Below are 17,724 nucleotides of genomic sequence, written 5' to 3'. Positions count from 1 at the left end.
CGTAGTCTATGATTCGAACAACGAACGAACAAATCGATTCAAATCATGAGCTCCATCGATCACTTCAATTTATGGTCTTTCGACCTGAATCTCCTGGTCGCCTTCGATGCGCTGATGCGCGAGCGCAGCGTCACCAAGGCAGCTACGCGGTTGAAGATCCAGCAGTCGGCCATGAGCCACAACCTTGGTACGCTGCGTATGCTGTTCGATGACCAACTCTTCGTTCGTGTGGGGCACACAATGAAGCCGACGCCCCGATCTGAAGCGCTCGCGGCGGCAATCGGCACGGTTCTCGAGCAGGCTCAGCATGCGATCACTGCCCGCGAAAGGTTTCGTCCCGAAACCGAGGAGCGGACTTTTTCGATCGGCTTTTCGAGCGAGCTCGAGGTGCTCCTGATGCCGTGCTTGACCGCCCACGTACAAAGGTGTGCTCCAGGAATCCGGCTACTCGGTCGCCCGGCGCAACCGGGCGACGTGCACAGGATGCTGGATGACGGCGTGATCAATCTGGCGATTGGATGTTTTGGCGACGGCGCTGAACGGCATCGAAGGAAACTGCTGTTCGAACAGTCCTTGATGTGCTGCTTCAACCCCCGCCTGCTCAATCTGTCGATGCCCGTCAGCCGAAGCGCGTACCTGGCTCAGAAACACGCCCTTGTCTCGCAAAACGCGAGTATTCGCGGATGCCTGGACGACGCCCTGCGCGCCGCCGGCGTTGAACTTGACGTGGCCATGGCTGCGCCCGAATTCCTGACCATTCTCGGCGCCGTCATGCAAACGCCTGTCATCGCTACGTTGCCGTCGAGGATCATCAAACGGTACGCCGCGCTGTTGGGGCTGGTGGCAAGCCCCGTCCCGTTCGACTTTAGAGTCACACCAATTTCGATGGTCTGGGCTGCCTATTCAGATCGAGACCCGGCTTCTGAGTGGCTACGGCAGCAGGTTGAACCAATCCTGGCGCAGATCGAGGAAGCCAGCCCGTCATTCGAAATCGCCACCGACAAGATTAGTTAAACCAAGGGGTCCTCCGGCGCGGTCCGGCCCGTTGTTCATACGGGCTCGTCAATGCGCGCGCTGAAGGGGGCGCCGAGCGGAGCGATGCGCAAACCGGGTCGCAAGTCCTTCCAGGGAAGATCGCGCGGATCGGCGCGCATGGCTCCCGGCGCTTTTGCGACGAGTGTCGCGCAAGCAATGGCGTCGAAGTCGGCACGAAAGTGCACCGAACTTTTGTTGACAAGAACGCGCATGTTCTCGGGTTCGATACCCGCCACCCGATAGAGATTGCGATCCATCATCTGAGGCGGACGTTCGCTGCTGACAATGACGAAAATCTCGTGGATTTTCAGCAATGCAGTCAGCCCCAACTGAACCTGCATGCCATTCAGCATTGGGCCATCGAACACACATTTCCCGTCCGACAGTTCGACGACTTCGAAAACACCACGAAAGCGCGCACCATTAGGCAAGCCGGATTCACCACCCAGTTCAATTTCCAGCGAGCGGCCGATGCCGGTCTGCTGTGCTGCGATAGCGGCCTCGGCATCATGAACAACGCCGAATGCAGCACTACTGGCGCCCTGGGCGATGAGTGCCCGAAGCATTCCGGTGGTGTTGGATTCGCCCCCGGCGCCCGGATTGTCCTGCGTATCGGCAATCACGACCGGTCTGTTCTTGCCGTCGGACAGCTGCATGGCTTGCGTCACGGCGTCCTCCGGCGTGAGGAAATCGACGGCCCAGTCCGCCTCTGAAAGCGCTATCCCGTCGAAAATTTGGCCGACGGCGGCTTCCACAGGATTCCTATGTGTCCCGTACGCCCACACCATCGGCCCGCATTCGGGGAAGTCGGCGGCAGGAAAGCCGAGTGTGAACGACATTGAGGCAAGACCGGCCTTCTCACGTTGCTCGACCTTCTCAAAGGCCGACTTTGCCGGGTCGACGAGGGTGCACATTGCGTTCAGGGGAATAAGAAAGGGCAACCGGCGCCAGGCGCAGTGCCAACGCTCTCCACCCAGAAGCGCCCGCAAAAGGCGAGCAGCTCGCGCGCCCGTTGTAGCCATGTCGACGTGGGGATAGGTTCGGTACGCGACAAGCGCGTCGGCGCAAGCAAGCATGCGCTCGGTGACATTCGCGTGCAAATCGAGCGACGCGACGATAGGAACGCGAGGTCCGATCACGCTTCGCAAGCGGGCCAGCAGTTCGCCTTCGCCATCGTTGGTCTGTTCGGCGACCATGGCGCCGTGCAGATCGAGGTAAACAGCATCCGGCACATGCATTCCAGCCGCCTCGACGATTTCGCCGGCAATCTTCTCATACGTGTCATGCATAACGTGTGCCGAGGGACCTGCGCCTGCCCAAAGTACCGGGACAAGCGTATGACCGTCCGGTTCGATCTCGCTAATGAAGCCCCCGATCGGAAGGTTGACGTTTCGGAAACCAAGCACTTGCTGGCCGCGCCTCAACGCGGGGAACGTTTCACCATTCACGAAGTTCTGGTAGAGCGCCTTTCGCTCGACGAATGTATTGGTTTCGTGCTGGAAACCCGCGATCAATATTTTCATTCCGCTTTGTCTGGTAGGTTTGACGGGTAATTGCCATGCCCGAGGCATAGACCGATGCAATAGCGCAGGCTTCAATGCTCGATCCAGACCCGCGCGCGCGGCAACAGCAAAATGCGGCCTTCGACGCTGCCTGACGGGCAGCACGCTGACAAAGACCGGTCCCTCGCCCCCCGGATGCACGATCTGACATACTGCTAACATTTCAACAGCCCGGAAGGTCGCACGGCTGTCGGGTTCATCGCGACTCGCCTCAGACGAGATCATTCCGACAGATCAGGAGAACCGAATGGCCATTGGTGAAATCAACCAGCGCCGTCTGCGCTACTTCCACGAAATTCTGGCGCGCGGCTCGATCCGCGCGGCGGCGGACGCGCTCAACACCGCGTCCTCAGTGCTGACACGGCAGATGAAGCTGCTCGAGGACGAAATCGGCACGCCGTTGTTCGAACGCGGCAATCGCGGCGTCGCGCCGACCGAGGCAGCGCACGCGCTGCTCGCGTACTGGCGCGGCTGCCAGTCCGAACGCGCGGTGTTTGAAAATACGCTGCAAAATTTGAACGGCCTTCAGATCGGCAGCGTGCGCCTGGCCATCAGCGAAGGCTTCGTCGACCCGCTCATGGATCATGTGCTGACACCGTTTATCAACGCGCATCCGCAATTGAACATTAGTGCGAAAACGCTTGCGGTCAACGACGTCATCAGCGAAGTTGCGAACGATGAGGTGGACATCGGCCTCGCGTACAACCCGCAGCCCGCGGCGCGTGTGACGCAGCATGCGATCGCCGCGAACCCGGTCTGCGTGCTGATGTCGGGCGCGCACACGCTCGCGTCGCGGAACACACCGCTGACAATCGCCGAACTCGCGCCGTTTCCACTCGCGCTGATGTCGTCGGCTTTCGGGCTGGGCCAGATCGTGCGCACGGTCGCCGACCTTGAGCGCGTGCGGCTGACGCCGGCGCTCGTGTCGAACTCGGTCGCGATGCTTAAGCGATTCGTGCGCAGCGGCAACGGCGTTACCTTCCTGACGTACGCGGCGACGCTCATTGATAGCGCGGATCCGGCCTTCTGCGTCGCGCCGCTCGCGCATCCCCTGTTCGGTGCGGCACAGTCGTGCGTGCTGGTCCGCGAGGGCCGTCGATTGCCGAATGCCGCGCAACGCGTGCTCGATCTGATCGTCGAGCAAATGCCGCTATTCGGCTCCGAAGTGCATGTGAGCAGTGCGCTTGTGCGATGCTGACCGAGCGATGCCGAAAAGGCAGCGCAACGGCGATGCGATTGCTGTTGTGCCCCACGTTTTGACCGGGAAACATTGTCCACACCTCCCATCCCCCGACGGTGTATGACAACATGCAAAACGACGCCACGTGGTCGTTGACGACCTCCACGAATAACCTGTTTGCGCGGATCAACTGGCGGCTCCTGCCTTTCTTGACGCTGTGCTATGTGTTTGCGTATCTCGACCGGATCAATATCGGTTTCGCTAAGTTGCAGATGCAGGCCGACGTCGGCCTGAGCGACGGCGCGTACGGTCTCGGCGCCGGCGTCTTCTTTCTCAGCTACATGCTTTTCGAGATTCCGAGCAACATCCTGCTCCCGAAAATCGGCGCGCGGCGCACGCTGAGCCGCATCATGATCCTCTGGGGACTGACCTCGGCGAGCATGATGTTCGTCACGAGCGCGAACGCGTTCTACGTGATCCGCTTCCTGCTCGGCGTGTTCGAAGCTGGCTTCGCGCCCGGGCTGATTTTCTACCTGACCTACTGGTACCCCCAGAACCGGATGGCACGCGCGATCACCGTGATCATGCTGTGCGGGCCGATCGGCGGGATCTTCGGCGCGCCGCTGTCGACCGGCACGATGATGCTGCTGGACACGGTCGGCGGCCTCCACGGCTGGCAATGGATGTTCATTGCCGAGGGACTGCCGAGCGTCTTGCTCGGCGTGTTCGGCCTATTCTGGATCACCGATCGCCCGGCCGAAGCGAAATGGCTCAGCGACACCGACAAGCGTCTGCTCGCCGCCGAGCTGAAGCACGACACAGCAGGCAACGAACCTCGTCACCATTCGTTCCGCCAAGTGGTCTCCGATCCACGCGTGCTGCTTCTCGGCGTCTCGTACTTCTGCATCATCTGCGGGCATTACACCGTGAGCTTCTGGCTGCCGACCATCCTTAAGAGCGCTGGCGTCACCAGCACAATGACGATCGGCATCCTCGCGGCGATTCCCTACATCGCGGCGATCTTTGCGATGGTCTGGTGGGGACGCCGCTCGGACCGCCTTGGCGAGCGCCGCTGGCACACGGTGTCGATGCTCACGCTAGCCGCCGTCGCGTTGCTGATCGCCGCGCTGAACGATACCAGCCTGCTGATCACCATCATCAGCCTCACGGTGGCGACCGCCGGGCTGTGGGCCGCGTACACGGTATTCTGGGCGATGCCGTCCGACTATATGAAGGGCGACACGGCAGCCGGCGGCGTCGCGCTTGTCAACACGATCGGACTGTTCGGAGGCTTCGTGAGTCCGACCTTAATCGGCTATTTCAAGACACTGACGGGTACGATGCAGGCCGGCCTGCTCGGCATGGTCGGAATTCTCGTGATGGGTAGTCTGCTGCTGTTGTTCAACCGCCTGCCTTCGCCGGCAGGCACACAGGATCTCGCCGCCGCGGAGTTCGAGTCGTCATGAATGCAGCCGTTCTCCTACGTGCCCGACTGAGACAGCGGATGAGCAGACCGCGCACGCTTGCTGCTCCCGGCACCTTCGATCCGCTATCGGCGTTGCAGGTTCAACGCGCAGGCTTCGAGGTCGCCTACGTCGGTAGCTATGCGCTATCGACCAGCGTCGGGCAACCAGACGTCGGCTGGCTCGATCTGACGACGCTGTGCGCGAGGCTCGCCGAGTTCTGCGACGTACTGAGCATTCCCCTGATCGCGGATGCCGAAGGCGGCTTCTTCAACGCGACAGGTATCGGCAAGACGATCCGCGCTCTCGAGCGAACCGGCGTTAGTGCGATCCATATCGAGGATCACGTCAGCGGCAAACACACCAATATGCCAAAAGCAGTGCTCTCGACGAGGGAAATGGTACAGAAGATCCGCGCGGCGCTCGATGCGCGCGAAGATCCGAACTTCCAGATCATCGCGCGCACTGATATCGCCGACGTCACCGGCAGTCCACTGGATGCGCTAGAACGAATGCTCGCGTATCTTGACGCTGGGGCCGACGCGGTCATGCCGGGCGCGCTTGATGTCGCCCAACTGGCGACAATCCGCGCGCGGATTCCGGGCAAGGTCGTGCTGGTCAACACGGCCGGCGCGAGCGTCGCCGACGAGCAGGCGGCCGGAGTCGACGTCGCGATCTATCACGGCCTATGCCTGCAAGCGGCACAACATGCCATTGAGCAAAGCCTGCGGACGTTCACGGAACAACGCGATATTCGTGCACTTGATGGATCGCTCGCGTCCAGCGCCGCGCTCGACGCACTTACCGGTTACGAAGACTTCAATCGGCGCGCCGCTGAATATGGCTTGATCGATCCATGAACGAACATCCGGGCGCTCGTCTCTCGAAGTGTCCTGACACCGAAACTGCGACGCCTCTTCAGCGGAACGTGTCGAACGCGGAGCGCGTAAGCCGATCGAGGAAGACCATCAGTTCATCGCCCGCGACCGTCGCTTCGTCGGCCGCACCCTTCGCGATCGCGCGCAGCACGGCCGCGTGGCGAGCGGCGCCCTCCGCAAAAGCCTCGCTCTGCTGTACGTGCACGAACCAGAAGCGCCGTGATTGAGCATGGATGACCTGCATGGTCGTCGTGAGCATCGAGTTGTGCGTTGCGGTGACTTCCAGTTCGTGGATCGCGCGATTCACCCGGAAATATTCATTCACATTGCGCTGCCTGGCCGCCCGGACGATGTGGTCGGCGAGCGATTTCATCTCCGTGCGCTGCTCGCTTGTGGCGCGCGCGCATGCTGCTGCCACGACAAGAGGCTCCAAGGCGCGACGCACTTCCAGCAGTTCCAGTTGCTTGCGAACATCGACGGTCGACACGAATGTGCCGCGCCGCGGATGTGTTTCCACGAACCCGAACTGCTTCAGGCGCGCCAGTGCCTCGCGCACTGGCGTGCGGCCCACGTTGATCTCGTTTGCGAGTTGCACCTCGGACACGAGCGCGCCCGGTGGCAGTGCCCGCGTCACGATCATCTCTTCTAGACGCCGATAGGCGTAATCCACCTTGGGCTCGTTTGCATCGGGGTCGGCGGGCGTGGCACGCGTGCTGGATTTCGTCATGAAAGCCGGTTAGAGAGTTCGATTGGACCAAAGTGAGTATTACATATCGGCCGCGTGAGGCGGCTTGCGCCGGCCCCGATCCTGCCGCACCGTGCGCTTCGCGATGCGCCCTCGGGGTTAACCTGCAATCGACAGCGGTTGACGCGGCCTCACTCCAATCGCTATCCTGATGTTGTGCTGACATGTCAGGAGTATATTATGAGTTTATCAGTGGTGGAACATCGCCTGGTCGATGCACTTTCCACCGACGTTCTCGTCGTTGGCGGCGGCGCGGCGGGCGTGGCGGCTGCCGTCACGGCGCGAAGGCAAGGCTTGCGCGTCACTGTGCTCGAACGCTATGGCTTTTGCGGAGGCGGCGCGGTCGCGGGCCTCTCTGGCACTGTCTGCGGTCTGTATCTCGCGACGGAGCGCGTCGGCGCCAAACCCGAGCAGGTCGTCTTCGGTTTCGCGGACGAATTCGTGCGCGCGCTGGAAACGCGCGGAGGACTGGCGGACCCCGTCCGGTACGGGCGCACCTGGACGCGCGTGCACGATCCGTTGATCTGGCGCGATACCGCCGACGCGCTGCTCGCCGGTGCCGGCGTGCAGGTGATCTATCACTCGATCGCGACCGGCGCGCTGATGGATGGGGCGCGCGTGGAGGGCGTACGGGCATGGACCAAGCAAGGTCCGCTCGATATCCGCGCGAAGCTGACCATCGACGCAAGCGGTGACGCGGACGTCGTCGCGATGGCGGGCCTGTCGAGCTTCATCGGTCATGACGGACGTGTGCAGAACCCGACGATGATCTTCCGCCTGCTGGGCGTCGATATCGGACGCTTTCTCGCTGCCTACGGCGACGACACCATCATGGGCGAAGAAGTCTCGCTGAAACTGCGCGCCGCCGCAGACGCGGGCGCGAATCTGCCGCGCGCCAAGATCTGGCTCTTCACGACGACGCGGCCCGGGGAATTGCTCTGCAACTGCACGCGCGTGACCGGTGCGGACGGCCGCGAGTTGAACTCGCTGCTGCGCGATGACTTCACCGAAGCGGAAATCGAAGGGCGCAAGCAGGTGCATGCGTACGCACAGTTCTTCCGGAAGAACCTCGCGGGATGCGAAAACGCCTTCGTCAACGACACGGGCATGCAGGTGGGCATACGCCAGAGCCGGCAGGTCAGCGGAGTCACGCGCCTGTTGAACGACGACGTGCTCGCGGCTCGCAAGTTCGACGACGGCATCGCCGTATCGCCGTGGCCAATCGAACTGCATGCGGGTGCAAAGCCGAAGGTCGAGTGGATTCTCGACGACTTTTACACGGTGCCGTATGGCTGCTTCGTGCCGCAGTCGGGAGATGGCCTGCTCGTGGCCGGCCGCTGCCTGTCGGCGGAACACGAGGCGGTCGCATCGGCGCGCGTCACCGCGCAGTGCTTCTCGTACGGGCACGCGATCGGACATGCGGCGGCCATCGCCATCAACGAAAGATTGGAGCCCCGTCAGGTGGAGCCGTCGGCGATCCGCCGCGCGCTCGACCGCGACGGCGCACAACTGAGCTAAGGAGAATACAAATGCAAATCGAAGACATCGGCGGCGTGCGGCAACTCGTGCTCGACCGTCCGCAGCGGCGCAACGCGCTCAGTCAGGCGCTGATGGAGCAACTCGAACAGGAATTGCGGAGGGCGGAAAGCGACGCTTCGGTCGCCGCGATCGTGCTGTCGGGCGCCCCACCGGCCTTTTGCGCGGGCAGCGACCTGAAGGAGCTCGGCGGCCTCTCGATCGATCACATGTGCGAACACGAACTCGAAACGGCGCGGATCGCGCGCGGCATAGCGGGACTATCGAAGCCGGTGATTGCCGCGGTGGAGGGCTTCGCGCTCGGCGGCGGCTTCATTCTCGCGGTGTCGTGCGATCTCGTCGTGAGCGCTGTCAACGCACGCTGGCATCTTCCCGAGGTGCCGAACGGCTGGCTGCCGCCGTGGGGCCTGCAGGCGCTCATCGCGCGGGTCGGCGCGGTCCGGGCGCGCATGCTCGTGTGGGGCGACGAACCCATCGACGGCGTGGAAGCACACCGGTTGGGCGTCGCTGATCATTTGGCCGAAGCAGGTCATGTCGACGCGCGGGCAATCGCGCTCGCGCAACGCCTCGCCAGACTCCCACGCGGTGCTGTCGCGTCGGCCAAGCGCTTTTTCGAGCCGTTCATCGCGCTCGATGGCGAGCGTCTGGACCGAGAAGCAACCCGCATTTTTGCCGACGACTGCAAGTCCGATGCGGCCCAACAAATCTTCGCAAAATTCGCGGTGAAATCATGAATATGAGCAAGGTCGTGACGGCCAGGCAGGCCGTGGAATCAATCAGGGACGGCCAGACCGTCGCATCCGTCGGCGTCATCGGCTGGGTCGTGCCGGACGCCACGCTCGCGGCACTCGGCAAGCGCTTCGAGGACACCGGTACGCCGCGCAACCTGACGTTCTATTTCCCGTGCGGAACGGGCGACGCCGTCGGCATCAAGGGTATGGACCATGTCGCGCGTGAGGGCCTGATGAAGCGCATCGTCGCAGGTTCCTATATCAATCCCATCGATCCGCGCACGGGCAAGCGGCCCGCGCTGATGCAACTCATCCAGGAGAACCGCATCGAGGCGTATTCGTGGCCGATCGGTGCGTCGATGCACTGGCTGCGCGAAGTCGCACGAAAGAGCCCCGGCTATGTGACGCGCATCGGCGTGGGCACGTATGCGGACCCCGCTCAGGGCGGCGGCAAGTTCACCGCGCGCTGCACGGACGATCTTATCCAGAAGATCACGCTAAACGGTGAGGAATGCCTCTTCTATCCAACCTGGCCGATCGATGTTGCAATCATCCGCGCAAGCAGCGCCGACGAATTCGGCAACCTGTCCTTCGAAGACGAGCCGCTTGTCTCGTCCGGTCTCGCACTTGCGCTCGCGGCGAAGGCCAGCGGCGGACGCGTAATCGCGCAGGTGCGACGCATCGTCGGACGAGGCGAGCGGCCCGCGACACAAGTGCGCCTGCCGGGCATCTTCGTCGATTCGATCGTCGTCGATGCGGAAATGATGATGACGACCGGCACGCCCTACGATCGCAACTACCTTGTCTCGGCGGGCGATCGCCACGTGTTTCCTTCGATTCCGTTCGGGCCGGACAAGGTCATCGCGCGGCGCGCGGCGCTCGAGGTCAGGAAGCGCGAGCTCGGCATCTTCGGCTTCGGCGCAGCGGCCGACATTCCGCTCATTCTTGCGGAGCAAGGTCTGATCGATCCGCAGACCGGTTCCGAGGATTACTGGTTCACCACCGAGCACGGCTCTTACGGCGGCATCGTGATGAACGGCTGGCAGTTCTCCGCGAACCTGCATCCGAGCGCGCTGCTCGACGGCCTTCAGCAGTTCGACGTCATCGACGGCGGCTTGTGCGAATTCGCCGCGCTCGCATTCGCCGAATACGACTCGCATGGAAGCGTGAACGTCAGCAAGTTCGGACGCGCGAATCCCGGCGCGGGCGGCTTCACCGATATCGCGGCCAACGCGAAGCGGCTCGTGTTCACCGGCACGTTCACAACCGGCGGGCTCGACGTCGACTATGCAAACGGCCGGATGAACATTCGCCGCGAGGGGAAGGTCAGCAAATTCGTGCGCGACGCCCAGAGCATCACGTATTCCGTTCGCAACGGCGTCGCGCGCGGCCAGAGCGCGCTGATCGTCACAGAGCGCGCAGTCTTCGAAGCCACGAACGACGGGCTCGTGCTGCGCGAGATCGCACCGGGTATCGACGTGCGGCGCGATGTGCTCGACCACATGGCGTTCGCACCCGCGCTCATCCTCGATCCGCTGCCGCTCATGGACGCGGCGCTCCTCCAACCCGGCGTGCAGGCAGGCGCCGATCTCGACGAAACCGCGCTCGGCGAACACGAAGTTTCGTAAGCGCCACCCGGGCGCTCCCAATCCAATAGACACGCGTCAGGAGAAGCGCCCGCAAGGCACTTCTTCCGGCGACGCGCGTCCATCGGTTGCGCGGCGGCGACCCAATCCCTATCGCATGCAGGAGACACTCATGCAGCTCCGCTCACTACGCTGGTTCATCGTACTCATGCTGTTTCTCGCCGGCGCGATCAGCTACCTCGACCGCGCTGCGCTGTCGGTTGCTGCGCCGCTTATCGCGAAAGATCTCCAACTTACGCCCGCGGAACTGGGCATCGTGTTCAGCGTGTTCTTCGTCGGGTATTCGCTGTTCTGCTTCGTCGGTGGCTATGCGGCCGACAGGTTCGGCGCGAAGCGCGTGCTCGTTGCGAGCATGTCGCTGTGGTCCGTGTTCTGCGGACTCACGGCGGGCGTCGTTGGCATGGGTTCGCTGATCGTCGTGCGTGTGATCTTCGGTGCAGGCGAAGGACCGTATGCGACGTGCACGAACAAGATGATTAGCGGCTGGTTCGAGCGCAACAAACAGGCAAGCGCCGTCGGCTATGCGAACGCGGGACAGCAATTCGGCGGCGCGATCGCCGGGCCGATCGTCGGCATGCTGGCGCTTTCCGTCGGCTGGCGCGTGTCGTTTGTCGTGATAGCGGCGCTCGGGCTCGTCTGGGTCGCGCTGTGGGCACTGCTGGTCACCGACCGTCCGCAAGAGAACCGCTGGCTTGACGCAAAGCCCGCGCATCATCGCGACGACACGCCCGTTGAATCCGCATCGGTCACCGAAGACGACGGCCGGCCGCTCGGCGCGTGGCTGCGCAGTCCATCGATTCTTGCGACTGCCTTCGCCTTCTTCGGCTACGCCTACATCCTGTACTTCTTTCTCTCGTGGTTCCCGAGCTATCTGACGATGGAACGCCATCTCAGCCTGCAGTCAATGAGCTTCGTGAACGTCATTCCATGGGCGTGCGGGGCCGTCGGTATTGCACTCGGCGGTGTGATATCAGACCTCATCTACCGCGCTACGGGGAGAGCCGTGCTCTCCCGCAAGATCGTCATCGTGACGAGCCTGGTCGTGTCCGCCGTGTGCGTTGCACTGGCGGGCCGCGTCGCGACCCTTCCGCTCGCCGTCGCGCTGATGGCCGTCACCGTGTTCTTCATGAACCTCACGCTCGGCGCGTATTGGGGAATCATTCTCGACACCGTCCCGCACACGCGCATGGGCAGCGTCGGCGGCTTCATGCATCTGATCGCGAACACGGCGGGCATTCTCGCGCCCGCAGCGACAGGCTTTCTGGTGCAGGCGACCTCTGTGTTCGCAAGCGCATTCATGCTGAGTGGCGCCATCGCCCTGCTCGGTGCACTGGCAGTCGCGGTCTTTGTACGCGCGCCACGCGCACCGGCCGACCAGAGCCTCACACTCGAAATCGCGACGTCGACGCGATAAACACATACGACTAGCCAAGGAGACAAAAATGCGGCCTCGCGTAGCTTACCGATGGATCATCGCGTTCGTGCTGTTCATCGCGTACAGCATCCAGTATCTCGATCGCGTGAAGAGCAGCGTGCTCAATCCAGCGATCGCTCACGACATCGGATTGACGACCGCGGATATCGGCACCGGCGCCTTCCTGATGCTGCTCTTCTACGGGCCAGCGCAATACGTATCTGGCTTGCTGACGGACCGTTTCGGCGCCAGGAAAATGCTGATCTTCTCGGTCATCGTCTGGTCCGCAATGACGATGTATATGGGGCTCATCCAGACGCGCGAAGAATACCTCTGGCGGATGGCGATCTTCGGTATGCTGGTGGGCACCGAATACGTTCCTTCGGCGCGAGTGCTCATGCGCTGGTTCAACAAGGAAGGCCGCGCGCGTGCGCAAACCGTTCTGGCGTGGGCGTGGATTATCACGCCCGCATGGGCGAGCGTCCTTGCTACGCAATTCGCGGCACACGCGGACAGCTGGCGCATCGTGTTTTTTGTCACGGGCGCGCTCGGGGTCGTGCCGCTCGCCCTGATCGCGGTGTTCGTGTTCGACCGGCCGGAGCACTATCGCCATGCGACCGAAGCCGATCTCGAATACGCGTACCGCGACGAGCTCGAAGCAGGCACGATCACACGCGGACAATATGCATCGGCGCAAAAGACCATTCTCAAGGGCGCCGGCGTGCGCTTTCTCGATCTGTTCAAGAATCGCACGTATGTCGCAGTCGTTTTCGTCGATATCGTGATGCAGATTACGCTCTACGGCGCGCTCACGTGGATTCCGCTATACCTGTCCGACACCTTCGGCTTCAAAATGCAGACGATGGGCTGGTGGAGCGGCCTCTACTTCGCGGCAGGCGCAATCGGCAGCTTCATCTCATCGTACATGTCGGACAAAGTCTTCAAGGGTAACCGCAAGATCATGATCCTCGTGTGCTTCATCGGGCTCGCGCCGTTCGTGGTTCTGCTCGGCACGTTGCAACAGGCGAATCAGGTTCTGCTCGCGGTCGCGCTCTGCGGCATGGGATTCTTCGGGAACATGGCATGGGGCCCGTTCCTCGCGCTGCCCGCCGAAATCTTCTCCCCCGAGGTCTATGGCAAGGCGATGGGCTTTGTCAATGGCGCGGGCTACTTCGTCGCGGCTTTCTCCGCGAAGATCTTTGCAGCGCTCGTGGTCGTCGACGCATCGGGCCACAAGACGTATACCAACGGCTGGTTTTTCATCGCGTTCTGTGTGGTGGCGGGAATTGTCGCGGCGAGTTTCATCCGGGCCACGGGTCGAGCCCCAACGATTGCGATACGTTCTGCGACGTCTTCATGACGCAGCCGATTCGGCTGAGTACCCAGGACTTCCATCGCGGTCTCGGTACTGGAGTGGCCTGAAAGCCTTCGACCACCTGCACCCTATGCAGACTAGCTGCCCGCCTGAATTGCGAGCGCTAGTGGTCGAGTTCCTGCATATCTGCCGCACATCAACGCTGCTTTGTCGCAGACAGGCGCCGAAATGTGATGTATCCACGATCGCCGTGACTGCACTTCGTGCAATTCGCTCACGCCGTGCCTCGATCGGATGAACACTTTCGAACAGCGTCGTGCGGCAGCGCGCTGCGAGCTCGCGTGCATCGGCTAGCGAGACGACATGCAGTGGCCCCAGCATATCGGCTCACGACGCAGCGCGCACTGCTTCGTTCGCAGGATTCGGCATTCTCATTGGCCGGCTCGCCTCCGGCATACTCGCGGATCGCGTGCACGCACCGATCGTGGCCTGCCTTTTCTTAACGGCCGGCGCGGCCGGGTTTGTCCTGCTAGCGCAACTCGACAGCTACCCCAGCGCGCTATTCGCCTCGGCGCTCGTCGGGCTTGCAATTGGCGAAGGCGACCTTCTATCGTATCTCGTCCGCTCGTATATCGGCTTGAAGCGCTTCGGCCTGTTCTATGGGATCGCGTTTTCGGGCTACGCCTTTGGCGCAGTGTCTGGACCGGTCGCGGTCGGGAGGTATTTCGACTTGCGGCACAACTATGGACTACCGCTGCAAGTCGCCCCGCTTCTGCCGCTTGCGGCCGGCGTTCTGCTGCTGTCGCTTGGCAGTTGTGTGAATGCGGGAGCCCTGCATACCGCAGGGCGTCGATACTTGCCGCTACACACCTGACGGCTCGGACCGGGCGCAATGCCGTCGGAAAATGACCGTCGGCAGTTAGCTGCGCTCAGTTAACGCTATTCGAAATCGAAATGCACGCGCCATTCGAATAGCGTTCAACAGGGCCGCCCGCGTCAGGCAATCCATCCGCCGTCGACTGTCAGGCTTTCGCCGGTCGTGTAGCCTGCTTCGGGGCTGGCGAGATATGCGACGGCCGCCGCGATTTCTGCGGGTTTGCCGAAACGGCCGACGCTCGCGAGCTTTACCATCGTCGCGTGATCTTCCGTGCCGGGCTGCGGAGCAAGTTCTGTATCGATCGGGCCGGGCTGGACAGCATTCACGGTCACGCCGTATTTGCCGAGTTCACGCGACAGCCCGCGCGTGAAGCCTCTGAGAGCGAACTTCGACGCGATGTAGAGCGTCACGCCAGGCAGTGGCGCGGCTTCGCCAAAGGCCGAGCCTACGTTGATGATGCGCCCCCAGCCAGCCGCGACCATGCGCGCCGCCGCGTCTTTTGCCAGTTCGATCGGCGCACGAACATTCAAGTTGAAGTGCGTGTCGTACGAGCTATCCGAAGAATCGAGAAATGGTCCGTACTCGACTGTGCCCGCGTTGTTGACAAGGATGTCGAGCCGCCCCTCGAAACGGCCGCCGAACGCGCCGTTCAGCGAGTCGACGAGGCTCCTGACGCCTTCCGGTTTCGACAGGTCGGCGCCCACAGCTTCAGCCTCGCCGCCGGCATCGCGAATCTCGTTGACGACTGCTTGGGCGCGCTCCGCACTCGACGCATAGTGAACGATGACGGATGCACCATCGCGCGCAAGACGTGCCGCAATGGCTGCACCGATTCCGCGCGAAGCGCCGGTAACGAGGGCGAGTTTGCCTTTCAGAGCTTGAGTCATGGTTTTCCTCAACGGGTAGGTTTTGAATCGGTTCTCCGGCATGAACTGCAGGAGAGACCGCTGCATCAGAGCCAATCTGTGATGCATTGGTTGATGCGTATCCTCCGCTCAGGCGGCGTCGTACGGTAGTCGTGGCCGAGGAATAGCTCCTATTCCTGCGGCAAGGGAACAGGTCGGGGCGAATCGAACCCGGCTGCACTGCGGCTAGGCGATCGGGTCGTCGCTGGATTTGTGCTCATTGAGAATGTGCTCGACGAACGCGACGAACGCGCGCGCTTTCGCTGTCGTCATACGCCCGGCGGGAAAAACTGCCCACAGGTCGATGGTGGGCAAGGTCCAGTCAGTCAGGACGGCCTGCACCGTGCCGTCCGCGAGTTCAGGCGCGAACATCCATTCCGATGCGACAGCAAGGCCCATGTGAGCGAGCACTGCCGTGCGCATGCCTTCAGCCGCGTTCACGCTGATTCGGCCGGACAGGGTCACGGTTGAGTCAGATCCATCATCGCGGCTGAACAACCATGATTCACCGCCGCCTCGCACGGAATAGACGACCGCCTGATGCCGGCCGAGGTCGACAGGTGTTTGCGGAACTCCGGCTTCCGCGAAATATGACGGCGTGCCGACTACGACTCTCCGCCCGCTCGCGATGCGACGCGCAGTCATGGACGAGTCGTCCAGCGTGCCCATACGCAAAGCGACATCGACGCCCTCTTCGAGTAAATCGACGGACCGGTCGTCAAGCACGATGTCGATGCTCAGATTGGGGTGTTGATGGAGGAAAGACTTTAACGCCGGCAAAACGTGCAGCCGGGCGAAGGTGACGGCCGCGCCTATGCGCAGTTGCCCCGACAGACCATCGGAAGACTCGCGCACGGCCTGTTCGGCTTGATCTGCCTCATGGATGGCCCTGAGCGCGTGCTCATAGAACCGCTGCCCGGCCGCCGTCGGCGCCAAGCCACGAGTCGATCGTAATAGCAAACGGGCGCCCAGACGTTCCTCCAGTTGGGCGACCGCCTTTGAGACAGCTGGCTGACCTAGCTTCAACCGACGGGCGGCGGCAGAGAATGAACCCGCATCGACAACCGTCACAAAGGTTTCCATCGTCACCATGCGGTCCATGCGCATCCTCCTGGCAAGTTTGTCGGCGAAAATGCGCAGTGTAGCGAAACGGCGAGCGGCTCAGGAGGACATGTCAGTACCGTTTCCGATACCGACAGTTCCATCAGGTAATCAGGTATAGCCCGGACCGGGCAGACCCATGCCGGACAATGGTGTCAGGGCGCAATTTCGCAGGCGCCCCCGACGGGCTGCCGCCTATCGCGCGGTCACGAGATCAAAGGCACGTAATGGAGCGGTCCGATCGTCGAGGCGAACTTTTCGGGGACATCAGTTCGGCCATTGCCGGAACTCAGGTGACGATGTCCGTGAGGCAGTTGTAGATCGGGCCCCTGCCGTTCGTGTATCAATTGGCCCAATGCAGGGTCCGGATGTCAGCGAACGCGTGCTTTCGGACCCGAAGCGGTCGTCGGGCCCGTGCTTACCCGAAGGGCGCTTTCAAGCTATAACGGCCATTCTGACGGTCATTTTGGTCGGCGGGTCATCGGGGTCGTTGCAGCCGTTCGAGTGTCGGCCACTGTTAGCGGCCTCGACTCTTATGTCAGCCTTTCCCCGTTGTCGCCGCGGCGCTCACACGCACCCGCAGCGAGAGGCCGCCGTGGCGATCGATATCAATGGTTCGGCGATGCAAGAAGACCGATCCGCCCGACCTGATCGAAGGGGATGTCTGCGCATGCCGCCTCGGTTCTCCTTTTCGCTACGCACCGGACGGTCCAAGGTGATCGGAATCACTGAGCCTGGAAATCCACAAGCCGACGCCAATACTCATCCTGTCGCCCCTCGGGACTTCCTTCCTGCTGCCACAGAACGTAGGCGCGCTCCCGAAGATGCTGGTCGAGAGCGCGATGCCAGTATTCTTCCGCACGCCCTTCAGGGCGCCCGTCTTTCTCCCAGAGCAGATAGGCGCGTTCCCGAACAGCCTGCTCCAGGCCCGATTTCGTTTCCGAGTCCCTCAAGAAGTCATCGCCGTAGGGAGCCATCTGACCGCCCCGGCTCGTGTGCATCCTGGCCGTCAGGGTACCGAGTTCAGCGTCCGGCACAAGCCGGCTGTGCGCTGCTGCTTCCAGCGCCTTGGCCAGGTATTCGGAGTCGTCGGCGTTGCCCGACTCGCCCAGCGTAATCGGGTATGTGTGCAGCACAGTGCCGCTGCGGTCTATTACGTCAACCAGTCGCTCGATCATGATCGTCTTCCAGGTGTTTTCGTTGGGATGGAGGGGCCAGCCCACTGCTGGCCCCGGACCTGCACCGCTTGGGACGCCAATAGCGGCCCGCACAACTTGAACGCGTACCATGCCTGGAGGTAGGCCCGCACAAGGCCATTGGGACGAACCGCCATCAG

Annotated in this window: 15 protein-coding genes; 10 read left to right on the top strand and 5 right to left on the bottom strand. The window is 62.3% G+C overall.

Annotated elements, in window-relative coordinates:
- Positions 1-45: 45 nt before the first annotated feature.
- Positions 46-1,014, top strand: a complete 969-nt coding sequence (locus BGRAMDRAFT_RS23935; protein WP_006051443.1) for a LysR family transcriptional regulator — start codon at positions 46-48, stop codon at positions 1,012-1,014.
- A 35-nt stretch (positions 1,015-1,049) separates the two neighbouring features.
- On the opposite strand, the gene BGRAMDRAFT_RS23930 is transcribed toward BGRAMDRAFT_RS23935, so the two are convergent.
- Complete coding sequence (locus tag BGRAMDRAFT_RS23930; RefSeq protein ID WP_006051442.1) at positions 1,050-2,558, bottom strand: M81 family metallopeptidase; 1,509 nt, start codon at positions 2,556-2,558, stop codon at positions 1,050-1,052.
- Between the two features lie 286 nt (positions 2,559-2,844).
- Here BGRAMDRAFT_RS23930 and BGRAMDRAFT_RS23925 point away from each other — a divergent pair, with 286 nt between their 5' ends.
- The 3 genes from BGRAMDRAFT_RS23925 to BGRAMDRAFT_RS23915 all read left to right on the top strand — a co-directional run bounded on the left by BGRAMDRAFT_RS23925 (position 2,845) and on the right by BGRAMDRAFT_RS23915 (position 6,100).
- The gene (locus tag BGRAMDRAFT_RS23925) at positions 2,845-3,795 is read left to right on the top strand and encodes a LysR family transcriptional regulator (protein WP_006051441.1); all 951 of its coding nucleotides are present in this window, start codon (positions 2,845-2,847) and stop codon (positions 3,793-3,795) included.
- Positions 3,796-3,905: 110 nt separating this feature from the next.
- The gene (locus tag BGRAMDRAFT_RS23920; RefSeq protein WP_006051440.1) at positions 3,906-5,243 is read left to right on the top strand and encodes an MFS transporter; all 1,338 of its coding nucleotides are present in this window, start codon (positions 3,906-3,908) and stop codon (positions 5,241-5,243) included.
- Positions 5,244-5,281: 38 nt separating this feature from the next.
- On the top strand, positions 5,282-6,100 hold the full coding sequence (locus BGRAMDRAFT_RS23915) for an isocitrate lyase/PEP mutase family protein (RefSeq protein WP_006051439.1): 819 nt from the start codon (positions 5,282-5,284) through the stop codon (positions 6,098-6,100).
- Between the two features lie 58 nt (positions 6,101-6,158).
- On the opposite strand, the gene BGRAMDRAFT_RS23910 is transcribed toward BGRAMDRAFT_RS23915, so the two are convergent.
- On the bottom strand, positions 6,159-6,845 hold the full coding sequence (locus tag BGRAMDRAFT_RS23910) for a GntR family transcriptional regulator (RefSeq protein WP_006051438.1): 687 nt from the start codon (positions 6,843-6,845) through the stop codon (positions 6,159-6,161).
- Between the two features lie 198 nt (positions 6,846-7,043).
- Here BGRAMDRAFT_RS23910 and BGRAMDRAFT_RS23905 point away from each other — a divergent pair, with 198 nt between their 5' ends.
- The 6 genes from BGRAMDRAFT_RS23905 (at position 7,044) to BGRAMDRAFT_RS23880 (ending at position 14,379) form a co-directional block, all read left to right on the top strand.
- Positions 7,044-8,381 (top strand): FAD-dependent oxidoreductase, encoded by a 1,338-nt coding sequence (locus tag BGRAMDRAFT_RS23905; RefSeq protein WP_006051437.1) that lies wholly within the window; start codon positions 7,044-7,046, stop codon positions 8,379-8,381.
- 11 nt (positions 8,382-8,392) lie between these two features.
- A complete protein-coding gene (locus BGRAMDRAFT_RS23900) occupies positions 8,393-9,133 on the top strand; it encodes an enoyl-CoA hydratase/isomerase family protein (protein WP_006051436.1) in 741 nt (246 codons plus the stop codon).
- Positions 9,130-10,758 (top strand): CoA-transferase, encoded by a 1,629-nt coding sequence (locus tag BGRAMDRAFT_RS23895; protein WP_006051435.1) that lies wholly within the window; start codon positions 9,130-9,132, stop codon positions 10,756-10,758. The genes BGRAMDRAFT_RS23900 and BGRAMDRAFT_RS23895 overlap by 4 nt, the downstream gene beginning before the upstream one ends.
- 130 nt (positions 10,759-10,888) lie before the next feature.
- Positions 10,889-12,190: an MFS transporter gene (locus BGRAMDRAFT_RS23890; RefSeq protein ID WP_006051434.1), complete on the top strand. Its 1,302-nt coding sequence runs from the start codon at positions 10,889-10,891 to the stop codon at positions 12,188-12,190.
- A 28-nt stretch (positions 12,191-12,218) separates the two neighbouring features.
- Positions 12,219-13,550 (top strand): MFS transporter, encoded by a 1,332-nt coding sequence (locus BGRAMDRAFT_RS23885; protein ID WP_006051433.1) that lies wholly within the window; start codon positions 12,219-12,221, stop codon positions 13,548-13,550.
- Between the two features lie 424 nt (positions 13,551-13,974).
- Positions 13,975-14,379 carry an MFS transporter gene (locus BGRAMDRAFT_RS23880; RefSeq protein ID WP_157140656.1) on the top strand — a complete coding sequence of 135 codons (405 nt, stop codon included), beginning with the start codon at positions 13,975-13,977 and terminating at the stop codon, positions 14,377-14,379.
- A gap of 122 nt (positions 14,380-14,501) precedes the next feature.
- Here BGRAMDRAFT_RS23880 and BGRAMDRAFT_RS23875 read toward each other — a convergent pair whose 3' ends face one another.
- The 3 genes from BGRAMDRAFT_RS23875 to BGRAMDRAFT_RS23865 form a co-directional block, all read right to left on the bottom strand.
- Complete coding sequence (locus tag BGRAMDRAFT_RS23875) at positions 14,502-15,269, bottom strand: SDR family NAD(P)-dependent oxidoreductase (RefSeq protein ID WP_006051431.1); 768 nt, start codon at positions 15,267-15,269, stop codon at positions 14,502-14,504.
- 204 nt (positions 15,270-15,473) lie between these two features.
- On the bottom strand, positions 15,474-16,388 hold the full coding sequence (locus BGRAMDRAFT_RS23870) for a LysR family transcriptional regulator (protein ID WP_006051430.1): 915 nt from the start codon (positions 16,386-16,388) through the stop codon (positions 15,474-15,476).
- A 725-nt stretch (positions 16,389-17,113) separates the two neighbouring features.
- Positions 17,114-17,566, bottom strand: a complete 453-nt coding sequence (locus BGRAMDRAFT_RS23865) for a DUF2934 domain-containing protein (protein ID WP_029970754.1) — start codon at positions 17,564-17,566, stop codon at positions 17,114-17,116.
- Positions 17,567-17,724 lie beyond the last annotated feature (158 nt).

Source organism: Paraburkholderia graminis C4D1M (assembly GCF_000172415.1).
Classification (GTDB): Bacteria; Pseudomonadota; Gammaproteobacteria; order Burkholderiales; family Burkholderiaceae; genus Paraburkholderia; species Paraburkholderia graminis.
This window is presented reverse-complemented; position numbering and strand designations above follow the sequence as displayed.

Excerpts from the sequence above, each read along its gene's own strand:
- BGRAMDRAFT_RS23935 (WP_006051443.1), top strand. The coding sequence starts at position 46 with ATGAGCTCCATCGATCACTTCAATTTATGGTCTTTCGACCTGAATCTC.
- BGRAMDRAFT_RS23930 (WP_006051442.1), bottom strand. The coding sequence starts at position 2,558 with ATGAAAATATTGATCGCGGGTTTCCAGCACGAAACCAATACATTCGTC.
- BGRAMDRAFT_RS23925 (WP_006051441.1), top strand. The coding sequence starts at position 2,845 with ATGGCCATTGGTGAAATCAACCAGCGCCGTCTGCGCTACTTCCACGAA.
- BGRAMDRAFT_RS23920 (WP_006051440.1), top strand. The coding sequence starts at position 3,906 with ATGCAAAACGACGCCACGTGGTCGTTGACGACCTCCACGAATAACCTG.
- BGRAMDRAFT_RS23915 (WP_006051439.1), top strand. The coding sequence starts at position 5,282 with ATGAGCAGACCGCGCACGCTTGCTGCTCCCGGCACCTTCGATCCGCTA.
- BGRAMDRAFT_RS23910 (WP_006051438.1), bottom strand. The coding sequence starts at position 6,845 with ATGACGAAATCCAGCACGCGTGCCACGCCCGCCGACCCCGATGCAAAC.
- BGRAMDRAFT_RS23905 (WP_006051437.1), top strand. The coding sequence starts at position 7,044 with ATGAGTTTATCAGTGGTGGAACATCGCCTGGTCGATGCACTTTCCACC.
- BGRAMDRAFT_RS23900 (WP_006051436.1), top strand. The coding sequence starts at position 8,393 with ATGCAAATCGAAGACATCGGCGGCGTGCGGCAACTCGTGCTCGACCGT.
- BGRAMDRAFT_RS23895 (WP_006051435.1), top strand. The coding sequence starts at position 9,130 with ATGAATATGAGCAAGGTCGTGACGGCCAGGCAGGCCGTGGAATCAATC.
- BGRAMDRAFT_RS23890 (WP_006051434.1), top strand. The coding sequence starts at position 10,889 with ATGCAGCTCCGCTCACTACGCTGGTTCATCGTACTCATGCTGTTTCTC.
- BGRAMDRAFT_RS23885 (WP_006051433.1), top strand. The coding sequence starts at position 12,219 with ATGCGGCCTCGCGTAGCTTACCGATGGATCATCGCGTTCGTGCTGTTC.
- BGRAMDRAFT_RS23875 (WP_006051431.1), bottom strand. The coding sequence starts at position 15,269 with ATGACTCAAGCTCTGAAAGGCAAACTCGCCCTCGTTACCGGCGCTTCG.
- BGRAMDRAFT_RS23870 (WP_006051430.1), bottom strand. The coding sequence starts at position 16,388 with ATGGACCGCATGGTGACGATGGAAACCTTTGTGACGGTTGTCGATGCG.
- BGRAMDRAFT_RS23865 (WP_029970754.1), bottom strand. The coding sequence starts at position 17,566 with ATGATCGAGCGACTGGTTGACGTAATAGACCGCAGCGGCACTGTGCTG.